This is a genomic window from Bacillus shivajii, assembly GCF_020519665.1.
In the GTDB taxonomy this organism is placed as follows: domain Bacteria; phylum Bacillota; class Bacilli; order Bacillales; family Salisediminibacteriaceae; genus Bacillus_CA; species Bacillus_CA shivajii.
In genome coordinates, this window is record NZ_CP084703.1 from 2741626 (window position 1) to 2762598 (window position 20973).

Below are 20973 nucleotides of genomic sequence, written 5' to 3' on the forward strand. Positions count from 1 at the left end.
CCCTCACCCCCTCTCAGAACCGTGCGTGCGGAATTACCGCACACGGCTCCTCCCTATACCCTTTACTGAATATAGCTGATATGTGACCTCAGATTATAAATATCTACTTTCTTTCTTGGTGACGGTAATGGAAATTTATTCATGAAAAGGTTAAACTTATCCCATGTAAAAGATTTCCTTTGACTCCTTCTATTCATCCATTTGAATAGAAGGAGTCTTATATGATAGACAAATTCCTCCACGGTAGGAAGGTTATCAGTGATACAGTAGTAGTTGTAGTAACCCTTTAGTGAACGTTGGAGTCTATCCATAATCGCTTGAATTTTAAGATTGCGTTTTGACTTTAACCACTCTTTTGTTTCTTTTAGTTTTGTTCTCATTTTCTTCTTGTCGGTTTTCCTTTTAACGCGAAACTTTCCTTGTTTACTTTCACTACAATAGTGCGTAAAACCTAAGAATTTAAATGTTGGTGGTTTGTGATTCCCTGTTCTTTGCTCATTTTCCTTGGCAAACCTTCCAAATGGAATAACTTTTGTTTTGTCTTCAGCGATTTCTAGGTTAAACTTCTTCAATCGTTCTTTTAACGCACGGTAAAACTGTTGTGCATCTTTGTGATATTGAAAACAACATACAAAATCATCTGCGTACCTCACTATGTAAGCTTGTCCTTTGCATCTTTTCTTTACATGCTTTTCAAACCATAGGTCTAACACATAGTGTAGATAAACATTTGCAAGAATCGGAGAAGCTAGGCCGCCTTGCGGCGTTCCAAATTCATCTTTGTACCACTTCATATCCTTTACATACCCTGCTTTAAGAAATCTATTGATTAACCTTAATACGTTAGGATCATTGATCCGATGTTTTAGAAATTCCACCATCCATTTGTGATCCACATTGTCAAAGAACCCTTTAATGTCTACATCAACGATATAGTTCGTGTACCTTCTTTCAATATACATATTAAGTACCTTTAGCGCATCATGACAGTTTCGGTTTGGCCTGAAGCCAAATGAGCAATCTAGAAAGTCTTGTTCATAGATTGAATTTAAGATTTTGGCTAAACCTTTTTGAATGATCTTGTCTTCATACTCTGGGATACCTAGGGGACGCTTCTTCTTAGAACCTGATTTATCAATATAAACCCGTTTAACTGGTTGTGGTTTGTAGCTTTGTTTCTTCATTCGATTGATAAGATATTGAAGGTTCCCTTCCAGGTTTTCACTGTATTCTTGTTTCGTTGTCCCTAATATACCTGGTGCTTTATTTCCGTTGAGTTGATGATGACACTCTTTTAGGGAATCTTTATTCAGTAAGTGGATCAGTGAAGTAAATTTTAGTTCTGGGTTTGTTTTCGCTACTTCAGCTATTCGCATCAGTTTTGTTTCCATGAGATATGCCCTCCTACCTCTGTGTGTAGTTCATGTGTCCCTGATTCGATCGATACAAGGTGGATGCCTTTCCTCCGTCAGCGTTACCCGACTTCATTGGTACTACGCATCCATCCGACTTCCTGAATGACATTTGGCTTCCTCACTTTGTATCGCTTGTCTACCATACTTCTTTTCCAGAAGATCATTCAGGACCTCCCGAGTTGCCATACCCTACCAATGTCCAGCGTGCCGAGGTCACAGACTCCGGGGAAACCTATATAAACTTACCATAGTGTTTATACAGGTATTGCTTTCTGGAATTATAAGACCATCAGCTTTCCCATTTATAAGTTTTCGAAGCTCAATCCCTTCAACCACTTGGCTTACGGCCCACTGTCTTACTGTCTACGCTTAAAGGTTATAGTTGCCTACAACCCTCCAAGACTCGTTACGGGTGAGTGGTTAGCTCTTGCCCGGTGGGGTTCCCACCCACTATAAGATATAACCTATGCTCGGACGCTCTATAAATTCTTAACGTGAAATAAAGGAGATAATTCAGGTGCGAATTATCTCCCAAAATGGGGTATTATTTTCGTTTTTTTCCATTTGGCTATGTTAAAGTTGGTTGTTGATTTTGTGATCCGCTCTCGGTGGACGCTTTCCGCGGGCACGGCTTCAGCTAACTTAGGAAAGAAAATGATTTTTTATTTCCTAAGTGGATCTTCAGCTCGTGCTTTTCCCGCTGGAGTCGCCACCTTCGCTCCTCACAAATGAAACAATTGTAAAATAATACTGCATATCAACACTGAACTTTAACAGCGCCTTCCATTTAAACCGAACTACTTATTTAACGGTAAGGTTCCTTCCTTTATTTTTTAAGAAGTTGGCTCAAGGTCAATTAAATATTGTAATGCTTGCTCAAACGAGTCAACAGGAACGATTTCCATATCTGTTTCAATCGAATCTGCAGTTTGTCTTGCTATATCATAGTTAGAACCGGTTGATCCTCCTTCGTAAGGTACAAAGAATAGTGATGCACCTGCTTGGTCAGAGGCAACTACCTTTTGGCTTACACCACCTATACGACCGACTTTCCCGTCTTCATTAATCGAACCTGTTCCAGCTATATGATGACCTTTCGTAATATCCTCTTCTACAAGTTGATTATATATTTCTAGCGAAAACATAAGCCCTGCTGATGGCCCACCTATTTTAGCTGTATCGATAGTTACCTCTGGATCCCTCACTAACTCTCTGTCTGTCACAGGGTTGGCAATGCCAATTCCTCCCCGCTCCCCTTCGGGATCTAATTCTTCAGGGAAAGGATTCACTTCTAATGTATATTCATGAACAACTCCTTCACGTTCAACAGTGATATCAACGATATCACCGATTGCATAATCCCCTAAAAGGTCAAACAAAGTATCGGTTTCTAGAATTTGCTTATCATCGATGGCTATTATTCGGTCTCCCATCTTAAGTTTCTCCTCTGCATCCATTCCTGAGATGATTGAGGTTACTAACACCCCATGGTTTTCAAAGTATGCATTTTTGCCAGCATGGCTGTATGCAACAATAACAGCTAGATCTTGCGAGCCTGCCATCATCATCATTTGGCGATGCTGGTACTGTTCATCTGTTTCCCCCTCAGGACGGATATGGTGTTCAGGAATAATCTCTCTTTGATCGCTGAACATAGCCCATACATAATTAACCACATTTGCTCTTCCCATCCTTACTGTCGTTAGCATAAACGATCCTTCATACTCATGTTTCTCTTCTACTTCAATCACATCACTTAGAACCTTCGCATCTCCAGGAACTGTAAAGTAATACGGCAATTGATAAAAGTTTATAAAGATTAAGATAGCAAATAATATAATCCAACGAACGATAGACCTTTTTGAACCACGGTTATTTTTATTCATGGTGTAGCTCCTTCCACTCTTGAATCCTCGCTTTAAGCTGCTTCATATATTTTTCTGTTTCAACTTCTCCTAATTTCATGACTTCTTCCACATTTGTAAATTGCGTTGCTTTTATGTGAGAAAGTATCGGACGAATCATTACATCAGAATGGATTTCACGATATCTTACCATTTCTTTTTCCATAATGTCCATACTCTGTATGATGACGTCATATATTGAAGTTATCTCAGGTTCAGTATTAAAAAAGGAGACATCTACTGCAATAATTATATCCGCGCCCATATTCTTTAAAACTGAAACTGGTACTCGATCTATAACTCCTCCATCAACATACATTGTTCCATCAATTTTCCCTGGTACAACAATGCCCGGGATAGCAATACTTGCACGTACAGCTTGAGCGGCATTCCCTTTTGTAAAAACGACTTTTTCACCTCTCATTAAATCTGTTGCTACAACAGAAACTGGCAAATTTAGATCTTCTAACTTTTTATTTTGAACTAACATATTAATGACTTGTTTTGCCTTTTCGCCCCGTATAAACCCCATTTTCGGTACTGTAAAGTCTAAAAAGTACTTCCTACGAAACTGTGTAGCCATTTTTTCTAACATATTTGGAGAATGTCCCGCTCCATACAATACACCTATTAAAGCTCCCATGCTGCTACCAGCAATAAAGTCAATGTTAATACCTTCTTTTTCTAATACTTTTAATGCACCAATATGAGCAAATCCTCTAGAACCTCCGGAGCCTAATGCTAACCCTATTTTTGGTTTCATTCAGTTCAACCCCTTCAACAATTGGGACGATTATAAGGTCTACTTTCACCTAACTTACGTATATTGTATTAAGGACAAGTTTATGTTTATTTTTGAACTACATTTGTAAGAGGAAACGATACATAACTTTCAACATGTTTTCGTTTGAAGACCAACAATGATTTACATTATTAGTAAAGGAGTCCATCCATGCGTTCGTATCTCCCTTATATAAAAACAATGTTGTACGCTGGTTCTGCTACAATATTAGCGATCTCATTTATGGTTTTTCCAAAAGAAGCTTACGAAGCTTCTATACGCGGCTTATCTATGTGGTGGGATGTTGTCTTCCCTTCTTTGCTCCCATTTTTTATTATATCTGAATTCTTAATTCGGTTTGGGGTTGTGTCATTTATTGGAGCCCTTTTTGAGCCAATCATGAGACCTTTATTTCGAGTACCAGGTTCTGGCGGTTTTGTATGGGCTATGGGACTTGCTTCTGGGTTCCCGGCAGGAGCAAAGTTAACTGCCCGTTTAAGACAAGAAAAAAAAATCACCGCCATAGAAGGAGAAAGACTTGTTTCATTTACAAATGCATCGAATCCGCTATTTATATTTGGTGCGATAGCTGTTGGTTTTTTCCACAACCCTGCCTTAGGTGTTGTTTTAGCTGCTTCTCATTATGGCGGTAACTTCCTTGTCGGAATTGCTATGAGATATTATGGTCGCGATCAAGACTCCAAAGAAAAGGATAGTAAGTTTTCGATTGCTCATGCGATCTCCTTAATGCACTCTGAACGCCTAAACGATCAACGCCCACTCGGTAAGATGATGGGTGATGCTGTACAATCTGCTATTCAAACATTATTAATGATTGGTGGCTTTATCATTTTATTCTCTGTTTTAAACCAAATTCTAACACTAATCCAGATTTCTTTTCTTTTTACCTTTGTCATCACTATTATACTTGGGTTTTTACAAATGCCAAATGAATTAAGTGCTCCAATTGTTTCAGGGTTGTTTGAAATAACACTTGGAAGTCAGATGATAACCGAAACCTTCGAAGCGACTCTGTACGAGCAAGTCATTATTGTTAGTTTTATTTTAGCGTTTAATGGCTTTAGCGTCCAAGCTCAAGTAGCCAGTATACTCGCTGATACGGATATTCGGTTCCGACCGTTTTTTTTCGCTCGATGCCTCCATGGCTTTCTGTCTGCAGGAATTTGTGCCTTAATATTTCACCGACTCTATCCACATGGAGCTGAGAGTGAAAGTGTTATATTTATGCCACACCTCACGGAGAGTACCATTTCATCATTAATGATCATTATATATAATTGGCTAATTACATGGGGAGGGGTAATTACTCTTATATCTCTCGTTTCATATATTTGTCTTCTTAGTTACAAAACACTGAATAAACTAGAAAAGAATCCATGATTAACGATATACGCACCTTTCAGCTTCCCAAATTCGTTAAGGTGTTAAATGATATAATTTCTGACAATTAATTAAAAGGTCTTGTTAAAGGCTAGTGTTGATTTTACAAAAAAACACTCGCTTACACCTCTGGTACAAGGGCGATATCCTGTTTCATGCACGGCATTAGGACGTCCTGTCCGTCCACCGAGCAAAACGCCACGTCCTGTGGGAACATCGAAGTCACCAACGAGCGTTTACATCACGAGTAAGCTTCGAGTTGCCTCGACGGATAAACAACAGAGCCGTACTAGTAGAGGAAGGGGGAGGCCTTGTGGAAGTTCGTGAGTCCATGCTTGTCGCAGGCTTCTCGTGATTTTCAACAATAAATATTAACAGAGCCAATTAAAAAGAGGCATCCCCAAATAAAACTTGGAGACAGCCTCTTTTATTATGTATGTTGCTTTTTTTTACGAAGGGCTTCTTCCACAACTGGAGGTACGAGGTCACTCACGGATGCATTATATTTAGCAAGCTCTTTTACAATGCTAGAACTTAAATAAGAATATTGGTTATTTGTCATCATGAAAAACGTTTCAATTTCATCGTCTAATTTACGATTAATCGATGCCATTTGTAATTCATATTCGAAATCTGAAACAGCACGTAATCCTTTAATAATCGCATTTGCTTGCTTTTGTTTTACATAATCAATCAATAGACCGTCAAAATAGTCTACTTCAACATTAGGAAGATCCTTTGTTACTTCTTTTAATAAATCTATACGCTCTTCAACTGTAAACATAGGCTGTTTCGTACGGTTGTTTAACACTGAAACAATAACCTTATCAAACACTTTCGATCCTCTAGTTACAATATCTAAGTGCCCTAATGTCACAGGGTCAAAGCTTCCAGGACAAACTGCAATACTACTCATTTAAATTTCCTCCTTTGCAACACTTTCGTAAATACGTATAGTCGTATCTCCGTATTGTTCAATTTTTTGTTGTTTCATATCACCATACTGTGGCTCAAGATCAACGCCTAGGCCATGCTCAACGACCATTTGCCCACCCTCTTTTAAAATACCATGTTCTGAAATAAATGAAATTTCATCATGAAGCTTTTCATCTGCATATGGTGGGTCTAAAAATACGAGATCGAAGCTCCTTTCATTTTTTTGTATCGCTTTTAATGCACGCTTTGCATCAGTTCGAAATACTTCTACCAATTCTTTTACTTTACCTATTTTTACATTTTGATAAATCGTTGAAATTGCTTTTTTGTCACGGTCGACGATCACAGCGTGCTCCATTCCACGACTAATTGCTTCAATTGATATGGCCCCACTCCCGCCATATAAGTCTAAAATGGACCCGCCATCAAAGTACGGACCGACCATATTAAAAATTGACTCTTTTACTTTATCAGTTGTCGGTCTTGTTGAATGACCCGGAACTGCTTTTAATGTTATTCCTTTACGAGTACCACTAATTACTCTCATTTTTTTCTCACCTTGTTATGTGAATCAATTTCATAGCTCAAAATATGATGCGAAATTCCGAATGATGAGTGTGAACTTCACTTCAGACGGACGCTTTCCCGAGGGCTTGTCTTCAGCTAACTTAGGCTCGACAACTCTTCGCCTAAGTGGATCTTCAGCTCGTTGCTCCTGCGGTTACTCGTCGCAGATAAAGAGTGCTCCTGCGGTTACTCGTCGCAGCTCGAAGCAGTTCGAAGAAGTATTGCTCGTCGCTGATCCTCCGGAGTCGCCGTCTTTTGTTATGTTCACTTTCAAATAAAACGTACATTTAATGAAAAAGTTTATAATATCATTCGTTTCATTGCGCAATAAACGGAATTATGAAATTGATTCATGTATGATCAATGCATACATATCCTACCATAAAACAGATCAAAGAGAAAATATAAAGGGGTCAAAAGATTCTAACTCTTTTTCTATATGTATAAACTTCTTCCAGCTTTTCCATAATAAGAGTAGCAACATGAAATGTCATGTTGCTGACAACCGCGGAGAAGGCTTACGTTTCCCCATAAGTTCTTCCTCCGGTTTCTCCTCTCCCATAGCCTTTATAAAGGAAAGAACATGTTTTAGCATATTCATTTCCTTTATGATGAGGCAACCCGCAGCATGAGCTGCGGGTTTTTTTATAAGAAGGCTGTGTTTAAGATGGTTGTTGATTTTCGTCATTTCAGTTGGATGCTTGCCGCGGACACGACCTCAACTTCTCTGAACTCATCATTACTCGTTCAGAGTGATTTTCGGTTCGAGCTGTTTCTGTCCTTCCTCTTCTAGCATTGCTCTATCGTTAGCTGTGTCGAAACAACTCGAAACATACTCTTGATGAAGATACTCGTCACTGGAGTCGCCGCCTATCACTTCTTCGAGTTATAAAATCAATATGAGTACGGCGTTGTTTCATCAATCATTTTTCTTTATAAAATTATCGTAGACAAGGTGATGGAAATTTTTCACTGTGATAAGGCGCGGAGCCCAACAGGTCAACATCCAGGTTAACATAGCCAATAAATAAAACCTCCAACGCCTTTGTTGGAGGTTTTATACTTGAACTGGGCATTATATTCCCATTTTATAATCGTATTCTTTTTCCTTTTCAGGTACAGAGTTTTGAAACTCGGTTTTTATCCAAGGTCGCATCGACATAGAGACTTCTTTAACGAAGTGGAGAGACTCTAATTTACTAATTGTCTCTTCGACCTGGTCTGTATCGCAGTACATGACGATATATTTCATTTTACGAGAGACGTAATGAACATTCCCAAGCCTTTTCAATTGTTTTACTTGTTTTAAGGAATGTACCCAAATAGCAAGTCCTACTCGGTTTCCGACCATAATCTTTTCTCCTTTAATCCCTACTTTTGCCAATAGTCTAGCACGATGTTAAGGAAAGCGCAAGCGGTGACTTGCTTATTTTACCCATAGGAAGAGAAATCTCATCACTTATTTAAGAACAACCGCAGCTTCCTCCTGAGCCACAGCCTCCTCCACAGCCGTCTTGATCAAAGAAAGGGTTCCCAGTTGGGACTTTAATTTGTGGAGATACTGCATTTGCAATCAGTTGACTAATTTCAACTAACAATTGATAGAGCTCTTCTTCAGCTTGTTTAAATTCAACGATCGCATCATGAGTATCAAGCTTTCTTTTCCATTCCCTTACTTCTTTTGTAACAGTACGAAAATCTGGATGATATTTACCAAACCTTTGTACTTCATCATACTTTTCTTTCAATGTTTGAAAATGCTTGATTAAATGCTGTGCTTCTTCACTTTTTTCAAGCTCTTCTTTCGATTGAATATATTTATCAAAAACTTCAGATGAAGTAATTATTTCACCAAACTCAAGTGCTTCTTGTAATACATCAACATTTGTCATGGTTGTGAGCATTCAATCACCTCCATCTGCCATTATAACATGCTCACAGTGAAAACAAATCACCTTTTATTCATTTTTTCTTCTAAAGGATTATACAGTGCCAATTTTTTAATAGATGTGTGGCTTAGCTTTTGATGATCATATGTTTCAAGCATTAAGTGTTCACCTTCTTCAACCAACCGCTTGACTTCGATTAGTTGAATATCCCCGCTACTTTCTTCAACTAATAATGGGATTTTCATTACTTGGCTTTGGCGAATCAACCTTCGAAAAAAGTTTTCTTTATATGCCATTAATTTAAAAGATATATCCGGGAGGTGCCCGATTTCATCCCACTCTTTCGGAGCAGGGACATAATCTAAAGTAGTAAAACGTTGTTGTTCTTTGACTTTCTTAGTTTTTCTTTTCTCGTTGATTTGAAAGTTCATTTTACTAATATCTTTTTCCCATTGTTTGCTAATTTCATTTGATATAAACAAACCGTTATTAAGCTCTATAACGTTTTCGCTTCCGTATTGATCTTTACTCTTTTTAGCAAGCTGCTTTTTAAGAGCATCAGAGTTAATCCGAAAAAATGTATAGCAGTCATCTTTTATAATTATTTGCGACCCTTCCCACCAGCTTATAATCGTCTCTCGATCTTTTTCTTCTTTAAACGGTAATTGTCTCAATAAAGTTTCAAAATATTGAAATGACACACCTGAACCTTTTCCTTTTTGAACAGTTTGTTCAGAAATATTGATTGTGACCATAGAACCGGACGTAATGATCTCACCAAAAATACTCGCAAGCCAAAGTGTTGGAAAACAATCATAACGTGGCAATAGCCACTCTTGTGAATGTACTTGGAGAATTGTACTTTCAGAATAGTTATGTCCTTCCAATGATTGTAGAACATCGTCACTGTCATCATCTAATTTATATAATACTCTTTTTACATGTAATGGGTATACTTCATTTTTATCTTTTGCGATAACCTTCATGTATGTTAATAACATGAGTTCTACAAGGTCATCGAACTTTTCTTTAACCCAATTTGTCATGAGCAGTAAAGGTCTTTCGGACTGCTTTTCAAACCATTTAAGAACTTCTCGTAAAAAATATGAATGATCATCACATTTTTTTTTGGAAACCCTCTCTGTATCACCTTGTATATCTTTATTTAATTCTATACAAAAGTGTATAAACAACTCGAATATATTCGGTTGTGCTTCACCTGCTTCACTCTTTTGCTGATTTAATTTATTGTTTGTATTTCTTTTTGCGGTTAAGAAGTAATCTACTTCTCTAGGAACAATTAAATGGCGAGTGCCATTTTCATCAATTAAATATAAGAGGTTATCCTCTAAAAGTGACCGAGTCCCTTTATAAAAATTGAACGGACCGTATTTCGTTTTTCCAAGACGTTCTACCGATTCTTGACGAGTATCTGGTACATCGGTCATAAAAGTCAACAAATCTTTCTCACGTTCACTTAACTTTTCCCACTTATTATGAAACGACGCTTCAGTTATTTCGAAGTTTGCTAATTGATGTCCGAACATCTTGACCACTCTTCCTCTTCGTATTGATACCCTTGTTCTTTCATAAATAATTGACGATTAGAAGCTCTTTCTTCCTCTTGCGTCAGTGATGTCACTAATGAATAAAAGTAGACTAGCTTTTCAGCTGTATTAGGTCTTAATACTCTTCCTATTCGTTGAGCTTCCTCTTGACGAGAACCATAAACCCCTGAAACTTGAATTGCAACATTTGCTGACGGTAAATTTACTGCCATATTCGCAACTTTGCTAACAACAAGAGCTTGTATTTGTCCTGATCGAAAGTCGTCGTATATGTTTTCCCGTACTGATTTTTTTGTTTCACCTGTAATGATTGGAATAGAAAAATAATCAGCTATCTTTTTCAATTGTTTTTTATACTGGCCAATAATTAAGATTTGATCATGAGAGTGCTTTTTTAATAACATGTCGATAACATGTAGCTTTTCATCATTCTCACTGGCTAATTTAAATTGCTCTTTCTTTGAAGATTGTAAATAATTTTCCCATTGATCCTCTCTAAAGGGTATTTTGTATTCTTTACATACAGGCTTCGCTACCCAATGCTTATGTTCAAGCTCTTTAATACCAACTTCATAACGTTTTGGACCAATTAAACTATAAATATCATCTTCTCTTCCATCTTCACGAATGAACGTCGCTGTTAATCCTAACCTTCTTTTACCTTGCATAAACGAGGTTAAACGAAATAATGGAGCAGGCAAAAGATGAACTTCGTCATATATAATTAACCCCCACTTCCGTTCTTGAAAAAGGTTAAAGTGTGGATATAAATTGGGTTCCTTCCCTTTATAAGTTAGCATTTGATATGTCGTTAACGTAATTGGTCCTACTTCTTTTAAACTGCTAGAGTATGTTTTTAACTTTTTTCTATCAATTGTTGTACATGTCATGATCTCGTTTTCCCATTGTGAAAGTGATGTATCATTCGGCGCAATGATTAATGTCTCTTGATCTAACTTTGTCATTACACCAATACCGACTAACGTTTTTCCAGACCCACACGGCATAATGACAAAACCATTTCCTTTTTCATATCCATTTGGTTTTAGATAGCTGTTCACAGCTTCTATCTGATAGGGGCGTAGTTGAACATCTTTTTCTAGTTGGATGCCTAAGCGTTCACCTTCTTCTACTTTTAAGCAATCGATCACAGGATAACCTAGCTTTAACATACGTTGCTTTATAATGCCTCTTTCATTTAAGGTAATCGGAAAAGCTTCACCAGTCTTATAGTGAAAGATAGTCATTTGATTTTCAGGAAAAACCTCAGCTAATAAATCTCGTATCTCACTATATAAACACGTCCCATGTCCTTCAATCTCCATAATAAATAACTTGTGATTATAATTTTCCCAATCTTGTAGTTGTTTGATTACTTTAGAAGGAAATGGAGGGTTTGAAAATGATGTTAAAAAAGATATGATTTCCTCACTTGTTATAGCTTGATCGAAGGCATACCACACCGAATACTGTGACAGCTGATATATATGGATTTCTGATGGTGATTGTGTTAAGTGAGCAAATTGGCTTAGGAACGGCTGAACTATTTTTGCTTCTCGATGTGCGGTATTGAAATAAACCATTCCATTCTCTTGTATATAGAGCGGTTTCTGTTCCACTTCTATGTCTCCTCACATTTATGACTTTTCTATGTATTGTTCTACTTATTTAGTAATCTTATTCATGTGACACAACGTTACGGTGGAAAAGATTAAGACCCTTTGCTAATTTGAGTGAATTGCTTTAGTTGTAACCGATGAGGCGAGCGGATTTTAGGCTAACAAAAAAAAGAGGGAGCACCCTCTTTTTTAATTTGATTGATTAAACGACCTCATCATATCAATCATCATCATTGCTAAATGCATATTGTTTTCTAGTTTTTCCATCCGTTGTGGGAACGTTTTGCCGAAGAATATTTTTGCTTGTTTTTCCATCTCTTGTAACGAATATGGGTTTCTCGCTAGCCTTCGATACCAGTTAGGGTGAGCTCTTAAAAACTTGTGAAGATCAGGTTCACTCCGAATGTATTGATATACTTCTCCTCTCATCAGCCCCACTCCGATCGTTTAGTCTTCACGGAAAGAAAAAGGTGAGCTTTGTTGGTCTTCTGTTCTCCCTTGTTCTTCTGGAGGACTTTGTTTAAATTGGCCTAAAAGTTCTTGTACAGAAGATAAGACACCACTAAATTGAGATAAGTGATGTTGCAAATCATTCAAATTCATTTTCTTTAACATCGCTAATAAGTCCTGGGTTGATATTCCTTCACTACTCGTTTCTTCTCCACTCGATTCGTCTGATTTTCTTTCATCATTATTAGACTCTGTTTTATTTGCTGCTTTGTATGTTTCCCAAATTTCATCATCTTCACCAAACAACTTCCACTCTTCAAATAGATCTTGTAATGTCTTATCACCCGTTTTCACATCTCTTAATACATATGGATGTGTCTTTACAAACAGCTTAAACTTTTGAACGTCTGGGTGGAGGGAGTTTTTCAATTGAGCACCTCCTAGTCAAATGTCTATATTTGTATTCATTACATCATACAAATGACAAAAACAGTTTGTGCGCCCAAAATTACCAAGGAGTGATAAAATTTTGCGTATAATAATCTCGATAAACACCTACACCAAGGTGTGTGAAATCTTCTTTTAAAAGGTTCACTCGGTGACCTTCACTATTTAACCATCCTTCTACTGCAGCTATTGCATCCACATACTTTGCAGCAATATTTTCGGCTGCCATTTGATAATGGATATATTCTGCTTCTAAGCGATCTTTTAATTCCCCGGCTGTAGGGGACGTATGTGAGAAATAATCATTGATATACATATCCTCACTATGCAAAAAAGCAACGAAAGCTGTTTCTTCATCCCACTCTAATGGATCTAGACCATGCCTTTTTCTAATCATATTAGTCATATCAAAAATCTGTTTTGATTGTCCTTCCTGGATTTTTTGCCAATCACTGTTTGTGAATTCTTCTCGTTCCGGTAGTTCGCCACGGTAAATAATTGAATAAGGTCGCTGGAGCAGTAATATTTCAGGGCTCATATACCTTACGGAGGAAAGTTTTCTCTCAGTCGTATCAAAGTAAAACTGTACCCAAACGTTTTCATCTAATTTTGCCAATGGGCGTGAGTTAAGTTCTTCATCATTTAATTCAAACTGATAGGAAGAAAATGACCCACTAAGGGAAACATTTGTTTCGAATGAAATGACTTCATCAATTTCGTCATATGAGTCACCAACATTGAAAAGGCCGTTTTCAAACTTATGATCATTCGTAAACAAGGAAACCACTTCTCCATCTAAGATAGCTATCTGCAGATATTCCTCTTCATTATATATCCACCAATCATACCCATATGGTGATAGATCTTTTCTTACTGGTTCGCCGAAAAGGTCAACGATCTCCTTATCAGAAACTCCTAGCCAAAGGTGCAGTCCTTCCTCTTCCTTTTTTTCTTGACTTACAGTCTTTTTATCTTTTTTTTCGGTTTCTTTTTCACTTTCCTTACTATTGTCTTCTTCTATATATGAAGACGTTTCTCGCTCTTCTTTTTCTTCAGTTATCTCACGATCATCACTAAAAAACAAAGTAAATAATCCAAAAACGACGATAAATGCGAATAAGAAAGATATAATCGATTTCATTGTTATCTCCTCTCTAGATACATTCTCTAGTCCACTACTTCAATTCTAGAGGGGAAATGGTCTTTCCTCCTAAATGACAATGATTCTTAAATTTTGTGATATTGCTCCATAATTCTACAATACAATATTAGACTTATCACAAAAGCTGATTGATGAAAATAAAAGCTTTTTTACAATGAAAAAGAGCTACCACTGATGATAAATTGTGGTAGCTCTTAATCAAGAATCAATGGTGAAGTTCAGGGCGTTCTGAAATCTCTGATAATGCAAAGGCAGCATCATGCTCAGTAGACGTATGAATAGCTAAATCTCCTAAAGAGACAATTCCTACTAAACGGCTATTTTCTACTATAGGCAAACGTCGAATTTGTTTTTCAGCCATCATTTTTGCCGCCTCATCGACACTCATACTTGGTTCTGCAGTTAAGAGATGGTCGCTCATCACATCTGTTACTTGAGAAGAGTTGGGCTTTTTCTCCGCTACGCCTCTCATAACAATATCACGATCTGTAATCATTCCTAGTAAGTGCTGGTTTTCACAGATAGGTATTGCCCCAACATTTAATTCTTTCATTTTTACAGCAACTTCATAAACATTGTCTTGAGGAGAGCAAGTTTCTACATCACTTGTCATAATGTCTTTTAACGTTTTCATTTTCTACCTCCTTTACAGTCATGATGCATTTATTATTTTACAAAAAGATAAAAAGCATGCACTTGAATCAATTTCATACTTCAAAATAAGATGGGAAATTCTGAATGATGAGCGTGAACTTCACTTCAGACGGGCGCTTTCCCGAGGGCTTGTCTTCAGCTAACTTAGGCTTGACGACTCTTCGCCTAAGTGGATCTTCAGACTGCGCTGATCCTCCGGGAGTCGCCGCCTTTAGTTACGTTCACTCCCAAATAAAACGTACATCATAATGAAAAAAATTATAATATCATTCGTTTCATTGTGCAAAAAACGCAATTATGAAATTGATTCATTTATATATATTTTTATAAGATCGACATTGATTTCGTTGCATCCTGAGCGATTTCGTAATATCATAAAAAAGAATACGATTGTTTCAGTTCTCTAGGAGGTATAAATAATGAAATTTGAAGAAACAGGTTTAGAAGGATTATCTATTGAATTTCAAGCATTTGAGGAAATAATGGAGAATGCTGGGTTTTATTCAGTATACGATTATGAACGCGTAACGTTTGACTATAAAATCTTAATGCATGATGATGTTTATTACTTCCGTGTTCAAGCGTTTGCTACTGAAGGTGAAATCCCAAATCCTCATTGTACGGTTAAATTAATGAAACCTATCTTAGGAAAGCACTATTATCCACACGGCATTGAATATGATGAAACATTTTCAAAAACAATAGTTGACAAGTGCAATAAAAAAATTAACATCATTAAAGAGAAACTTCAAGAAGAAGCCATTTAGCAGTTATACATAGCTTCATATTGTTGAACAAAAGTGATGCTTTCGATCTCATTCACTCGTTTCAGAGTGAGGGAATATATCGGAGGCATTCTTTTTTCAATATTTTTGAATAATACATCGATATGTTTCTATAAATAACACTATTATTACCTTCACTTTCATAATATAATGTATATACATCAGTACATTGACTGATTAAAAGAAATATAAAAGCTATACATATAGCTAACCTTATTGATCTAAGTTTTGTCTTGATAGAGAGGGGCATTCAACTGATGTCGCAAAATGTGAAAAAATATTTATATATTAGTCTTGGGGTTATTTTTGCTGCCCTTTTTATATATTTCGTTTTACCTGTATCTGTTCCTTTGATCGTCGCTTTTGTAACCGCTCTTTTTTTAACACCTGCAGTAAATGCCTTACATAAGCGCGTAAAGATTTCAAGAGCCTTGTCAGTGTTTATCGTCTTTATCATATTCTTATCAATTTTAACGATTATCGTGTATTTCACTTTAACACGAGCGATGACACAACTAAATCAGTTCGTTGAAAATTTACCGGTAACAATCAACGAATTGAATATCGTATGGATTAATTTTTTAGCGAATTTAGAAACGCAATTCGGCCACTATTCACCAGATATTGTTAATGAAATTGACCGAGCTGTAACAGTCCAATTAGGTAATTTGAGAGATGGATTATCTGAGCTAGATATTTTCGGAAATGTATCAGCTATTCTTTTAAAAATTCCATCTTACCTTGTCTCTTTTTTAGTTTACTTAATTGCCTTATATTTATTTTTACTTGAATTACCTCGCTTAAAGAAAAAAGTCTTTCAATATATGACTGAAAAGACTGCTGAAAAGGTACGCTTTATGTCATCTCGTCTCGCATATGTTATCTTTGGCTTCTTTAAAGCACAGTTTCTTGTAAGTATAATTATATTTGTGGTTACCTTTGTTGGTTTATTGTTCATTGCTCCTGAGGTTGCATTTTTAATGTCTTTATTCATTTGGATCATTGACTTTATACCTATCATTGGTTCAATTGCTGTTTTAGCACCATGGGCAGGTTATCACTTCATTGCAGGTAATACACCACTCGCCATTCAATTGCTAATATTAGCAGCCGTCTTATTAACAATTCGCCGAACCGTGGAACCGAAAGTAATGGGACATCACATTGGCTTATCACCGCTTGCAACATTAATCTCATTATTTATTGGTTTACAACTAATTGGAGTACTCGGGTTTATTCTCGGTCCACTAGTCGTTATATTATTTACAAGCGCAAAAGAAGCTGGAATTATTAAGATGAATTTCAAGTTGTGATAGAAATAAAATTCATATTTAAAAAAGCTGGTTAGTAAGTGATATCACTTATTAACCAGCTTTTTTGTGGTAGGTGCACACACTACAATTACCATAAAGACAATTTTATTTAGCTACCTTGAAAATAAGTTTATACTTTAAAAATACATGTTGCTACGCTTTCACCGCTAGGCACAAGTGCGACATCCGTTCTAGCTTCGCTTCACTTGCTATCACGGTGTCTTCTTTGCTGCGGGCACGGCACATGGTTCCAAAACTCACCTTGTTCGTTTTGGATGATTTTCGGCCACCTGCATCTTCCTCTAAAAACAATGAACCATCTTTCATACGCCCATTGTGCCAATCTCCATTAGCATGGTTATCTATCTGAGATATTAGTTTGACAGCTTATACACCCACGGAAAGCGCCCATCGAGAGCAGATCACAAACTCAACAACAAGTAGCACTTATTACCTGCGACGAGTAACCGCAGGAGCAATTATTATCTGCGACGAGTAACCGCAGAAGCAACGAGCCGAAAAGCTTCTTAGAACGGCTTCTAGCTCTCCACTATTAAATTCAATATTCACCTTTAACTGAGCCTTAGTTTACAAAATAAACTCACAATAAAAAGCTGTATCGAAAAGTTCGCTCACTTCAGATACAGCTTTTTTAATGAAAAATATTTGATTAAAAGATCGCTCGAAATAAATTTGTTGTTTCCCCTGGAGGATAGATTACATAAAGAAGTAAATATACCATTATACCAGAACTAGCTGAGCCAAACCAGATAATTGAGGTTAACGGTCCTAGCCTTACATGGGTTGCTAACTTGTTCTTATATCCAGTCACTAAGGTCGTAATCCCTAGTACGGCTGCTACAGTAGCTAGTGTAATATGAAAAATAAGGAACACCCGATAAAATGTTGCCATATGTTCTGGTCCACCAAAGCTTGTACTACCAATAAATATTGTTTTTGCCAAATAAGTGATGAAAAAAATCACCGCTAGAACTGCAGCCCAATACATCATTTTTTTATGTTGTTCTATTTTACGTTTTGCTACTAAATACCACCCTGCTGCTACACAAATAGCACTCAAAGCTATAAATACTGTACTAATAAAAGGTAAGAATGTTGCCACTATGGTGTCATCCTTTCTAAATTTCCATATCATCTTCTATTATAAAACGTTTTACAGTTGAAATGGAAATAGAGATGTGAAGAAATATTTACAAAAGTAATCAAAGATGATCACTTTCAAAAAGATACCCTCGCGAATTGCGAGGGTATCTTCTTCATCTTAATACTTTACGATTCCAATTAATAACATTAATGACGCAACTGTTGGAATTGCTACTAATACTCCAGTCCAAATCATTGCATTTGGCCAACCGTTTCCACGATCATTTAAGTGCATGAAAACGTACAATTGGATAACAACATTCACAACAGCAAGGATTAAAATAAATGGAACTGCAAAGCTATTAGGAATTGCATCACTTGCAATTGAAACAAACGCGATTGAAGTCATAAAGATCACAAATATAAATGAGATAAGTTGTGTTCTTAATTCTTTCGCTAATTTACGCTTCGTTTTCTTTGAAGGTTCACCTGTAAGAGGTGCACTTGGATCTATTCCGTGATCAGCCATTTATTACCCTCCTAGTCCCATTAAATATACAACCGTAAAGATGAATACCCACACAACATCAATGAAGTGCCAGTATAGTACTGCTACATAAAACTTAGGTGCATTCGTCAGTGTTAGACCTGTTTTTCGGTAACGAATTAATAATGTGATAATCCAACCGATACCGAAAGCAACGTGCGCACCGTGAGTTCCGACTAATGTATAGAATGATGAAGCAAATGCACTAGTCGTAAACCCTAGACCATAATGGTAATACTCATAGAACTCATAAATTTCAAACCCTAAGAAGAGTATTCCAAGGAATACAGTAACCCACATCCATAATAATAAACCTTTGTAGTTACCTTTTTTCATCGAGATGATCGCAAACACACTTGTTAAACTACTCGTTAAAAGGAACATTGTCATAATAAATACAAGTGGTAAATGGAAGAGGTCAGCTGGCCCCGGTCCATCTAGTGTACCTCCACGTAATCCTAAATATGTTCCGAATAAACTTGCAAATAGAACCGTTTCTCCACCTAAGAAAAACCAAAATCCTAAAAATTTATTCTTTCCTTCTAACGTTGCTTTTTCAGGATTTGGAGGCAAGGTTTGATTTTCTACAGCTTGATCATGTGCCATATTTACCTAACCTCCTTTTTAACTTCTTCTGCTGGAATATGGTAACCGTGATCTTCTTTAATTGATCGAACGAACATAGCACCGAAATTGATCAATAAACCAAGTACAGCTATCATCCATGCATTTGAGTCTGGTGAATGATAAATAAATCCGAAACTTGCAATAAATAGACCAATTGACATTACCATAGGAATAATTGAACCATTCGGCATATGAATGTCACCTAAAGGTTCTGCTGCTTTTATTTTACCTTCACCTTCATATTTTTCATACCATAATGCATCAACATCACGAACAAGTGGTGTTTGTGCAAAGTTGTATTCAGGTGTTGGTGATGGTATAGACCATTCAAGTGTACGACCATCCCATGGGTCGCCAGTTGTTTCTTTGTCTTTCATTGAAACAAAGATATTCACAACGAATAGGATAAATGCAACACCCATTAAGAACGCGCCAATCGTACTAATAAGGTTCATTGTTTCAAAACCTTGACCTTCAAAATAAGTCGCAATACGACGTTGCATTCCCATTAGACCTAGGAAGTGCTGGACAAAGAATGTTAAGTGGAAACCAAATAGGAATAACCAGAAGAACCATTTTCCTAATGTTTCGTTCAGCTTGTAACCGAACATTCTTGGCCACCAGTAGAATGCACCACCGAAAATACCTAGTACTACCCCACCAATGATAACGTAGTGGAAGTGGGCAACGACGAAATACGTGTCATGGAACTGGTAGTTTGCTGCACTTGTTGCAAGCATAACACCTGTTACCCCACCCATTACGAAAGACGGAATAAAACCTAAAGCAAATAAATTTGCCGTATTAATTTTAATTCGGCCGCCCCATAACGTTAAGAGCCAGTTAAAGATTTTAATACCGGTTGGAACGGCGATTGCCATTGTTGCTACTGCAAAGATCGAGTTTGCAACTGGTCCCATACCTACTGTGAACATGTGGTGAGCCCAAACCATGAACCCTAAGAAACCGATAATTAATGTTGCAAATACCATTGCTGAGTAACCGAATAAACGTTTTTTAGAAAACGTTGGAATAATTTCAGAAAAAATACCAAATGCAGGTAAAATTAAAATGTATACTTCTGGGTGTCCAAAGATCCAGAATAAGTGCTGCCAAATAACTACGTTACCACCAAAGTCAACAGCAAAGTACGTTGCACCAAAGATACGCTCTAGCATCAATAGTAATAAACCGATTGTCAATGCAGGGAACGCGAATAAAATTAACATAGACGCAACAAAAGAGCTCCATGTAAATAACGGCATTCTCATCATACTCATGCCTGGTGCTCTCATGTTAATGATTGTTACTAAGAAGTTAATCCCGGCAATTAATGTACCGGCACCACTAACTTGTAAACCTAGAATATAAAAGTCAATACCTGAACCTGAGTATTCACTAGCTAACGGTACGTAAGCAGTCCACCCCGCATCAGGAGCTCCGCCTAAGAACCAGCTAAGATTTAATAATATTCCACCAAAGAAGAACAACCAAAACCCTAAAGAGTTCAAAAATGGAAAGGCAACATCTCGAGCGCCAATTTGAAGTGGAATAATATAGTTCATAAATCCAAATAGAAGTGGCATTGCTGCCAAGAATATCATTGTAGTCCCGTGCATCGTTAACAATTCGTTAAACGTTTGCGCAGGTAAGAAAGATGCTTCTGGGAACATAAGTTGAATACGCATTAAAATCGCTTCTAAACCACCTAAGGCAAAGAAGAATGCGCCTGCGACGAAGTACATAATACCAATCTTTTTATGGTCAACCGTCGTCATCCAGTCCCAAAGCACGCTTTTTGACT

Annotated in this window: 20 protein-coding genes; 3 read left to right on the top strand and 17 right to left on the bottom strand. The window is 37.0% G+C overall.

Annotated features, from left to right (window positions below):
• Positions 1-62: 62 nt before the first annotated feature.
• The 3 genes from ltrA to LGQ02_RS13370 all read right to left on the bottom strand — a co-directional run bounded on the left by ltrA (position 63) and on the right by LGQ02_RS13370 (position 4082).
• Positions 63-1391, bottom strand: coding sequence for a group II intron reverse transcriptase/maturase (gene ltrA, locus LGQ02_RS13360; RefSeq protein ID WP_226514859.1), 1329 nt, complete (start codon positions 1389-1391; stop codon positions 63-65).
• 857 nt (positions 1392-2248) lie between these two features.
• A complete protein-coding gene (locus LGQ02_RS13365; RefSeq protein ID WP_226514860.1) occupies positions 2249-3301 on the bottom strand; it encodes a SepM family pheromone-processing serine protease in 1053 nt (350 codons plus the stop codon).
• Positions 3294-4082, bottom strand: coding sequence for a patatin-like phospholipase family protein (locus tag LGQ02_RS13370; protein ID WP_226514861.1), 789 nt, complete (start codon positions 4080-4082; stop codon positions 3294-3296). Before LGQ02_RS13370 ends, LGQ02_RS13365 begins: the two co-directional genes overlap by 8 nt.
• Before the next feature lie 189 nt (positions 4083-4271).
• On the opposite strand from LGQ02_RS13370, the gene ylbJ reads away from it, so the two are divergent.
• Positions 4272-5501 (top strand): sporulation integral membrane protein YlbJ, encoded by a 1230-nt coding sequence (gene ylbJ / locus LGQ02_RS13375; protein WP_226514862.1) that lies wholly within the window; start codon positions 4272-4274, stop codon positions 5499-5501.
• Positions 5502-5931: 430 nt separating this feature from the next.
• On the opposite strand, the gene coaD is transcribed toward ylbJ, so the two are convergent.
• From coaD to LGQ02_RS13425, 10 genes are all read right to left on the bottom strand, one after another.
• Complete coding sequence (gene coaD / locus LGQ02_RS13380; RefSeq protein ID WP_226514863.1) at positions 5932-6417, bottom strand: pantetheine-phosphate adenylyltransferase; 486 nt, start codon at positions 6415-6417, stop codon at positions 5932-5934.
• Positions 6418-6984, bottom strand: a complete 567-nt coding sequence (gene rsmD, locus LGQ02_RS13385) for a 16S rRNA (guanine(966)-N(2))-methyltransferase RsmD (protein ID WP_226514864.1) — start codon at positions 6982-6984, stop codon at positions 6418-6420.
• A 1095-nt stretch (positions 6985-8079) separates the two neighbouring features.
• Positions 8080-8355, bottom strand: coding sequence for a YlbG family protein (locus LGQ02_RS13390; protein ID WP_226514865.1), 276 nt, complete (start codon positions 8353-8355; stop codon positions 8080-8082).
• A 112-nt stretch (positions 8356-8467) separates the two neighbouring features.
• The gene (locus tag LGQ02_RS13395; protein ID WP_226514866.1) at positions 8468-8908 is read right to left on the bottom strand and encodes a YlbF/YmcA family competence regulator; all 441 of its coding nucleotides are present in this window, start codon (positions 8906-8908) and stop codon (positions 8468-8470) included.
• A 47-nt stretch (positions 8909-8955) separates the two neighbouring features.
• Positions 8956-10440, bottom strand: a complete 1485-nt coding sequence (locus tag LGQ02_RS13400; protein WP_226514867.1) for a hypothetical protein — start codon at positions 10438-10440, stop codon at positions 8956-8958.
• Positions 10422-12080: a DNA repair helicase XPB gene (locus tag LGQ02_RS13405; RefSeq protein ID WP_226514868.1), complete on the bottom strand. Its 1659-nt coding sequence runs from the start codon at positions 12078-12080 to the stop codon at positions 10422-10424. Before LGQ02_RS13405 ends, LGQ02_RS13400 begins: the two co-directional genes overlap by 19 nt.
• Before the next feature lie 189 nt (positions 12081-12269).
• Positions 12270-12509, bottom strand: a complete 240-nt coding sequence (locus tag LGQ02_RS13410) for a YlbE-like family protein (RefSeq protein WP_226514869.1) — start codon at positions 12507-12509, stop codon at positions 12270-12272.
• 18 nt (positions 12510-12527) lie between these two features.
• Entirely contained in the window at positions 12528-12959 is a 432-nt protein-coding gene (locus tag LGQ02_RS13415) for a YlbD family protein (protein ID WP_226514870.1), read from the bottom strand.
• 79 nt (positions 12960-13038) lie between these two features.
• The gene (locus LGQ02_RS13420) at positions 13039-14118 is read right to left on the bottom strand and encodes a CAP domain-containing protein (protein WP_226514871.1); all 1080 of its coding nucleotides are present in this window, start codon (positions 14116-14118) and stop codon (positions 13039-13041) included.
• Between the two features lie 226 nt (positions 14119-14344).
• Positions 14345-14773, bottom strand: a complete 429-nt coding sequence (locus tag LGQ02_RS13425) for a CBS domain-containing protein (RefSeq protein WP_226514872.1) — start codon at positions 14771-14773, stop codon at positions 14345-14347.
• A gap of 439 nt (positions 14774-15212) precedes the next feature.
• Here LGQ02_RS13425 and LGQ02_RS13430 point away from each other — a divergent pair, with 439 nt between their 5' ends.
• Both LGQ02_RS13430 and ytvI read left to right on the top strand, forming a co-directional pair.
• Positions 15213-15560: a YugN family protein gene (locus LGQ02_RS13430; protein ID WP_226514873.1), complete on the top strand. Its 348-nt coding sequence runs from the start codon at positions 15213-15215 to the stop codon at positions 15558-15560.
• Between the two features lie 275 nt (positions 15561-15835).
• Entirely contained in the window at positions 15836-16891 is a 1056-nt protein-coding gene (ytvI, locus tag LGQ02_RS13435; RefSeq protein WP_226514874.1) for a sporulation integral membrane protein YtvI, read from the top strand.
• A 670-nt stretch (positions 16892-17561) separates the two neighbouring features.
• Here the strand turns inward: ytvI and LGQ02_RS13440 are convergent.
• The 4 genes from LGQ02_RS13440 to ctaD all read right to left on the bottom strand — a co-directional run bounded on the left by LGQ02_RS13440 (position 17562) and on the right by ctaD (position 20947).
• Positions 17562-18014, bottom strand: coding sequence for a DUF420 domain-containing protein (locus tag LGQ02_RS13440; RefSeq protein WP_404802358.1), 453 nt, complete (start codon positions 18012-18014; stop codon positions 17562-17564).
• A gap of 159 nt (positions 18015-18173) precedes the next feature.
• Positions 18174-18524, bottom strand: a complete 351-nt coding sequence (locus LGQ02_RS13445) for a cytochrome C oxidase subunit IV family protein (RefSeq protein ID WP_226514876.1) — start codon at positions 18522-18524, stop codon at positions 18174-18176.
• A 3-nt stretch (positions 18525-18527) separates the two neighbouring features.
• Positions 18528-19148 (bottom strand): cytochrome (ubi)quinol oxidase subunit III, encoded by a 621-nt coding sequence (locus tag LGQ02_RS13450; protein ID WP_226514877.1) that lies wholly within the window; start codon positions 19146-19148, stop codon positions 18528-18530.
• Positions 19149-19150: 2 nt separating this feature from the next.
• Positions 19151-20947, bottom strand: a complete 1797-nt coding sequence (gene ctaD / locus LGQ02_RS13455; protein ID WP_226518314.1) for a cytochrome c oxidase subunit I — start codon at positions 20945-20947, stop codon at positions 19151-19153.
• Between the last annotated feature and the right edge of the window lie 26 nt (positions 20948-20973).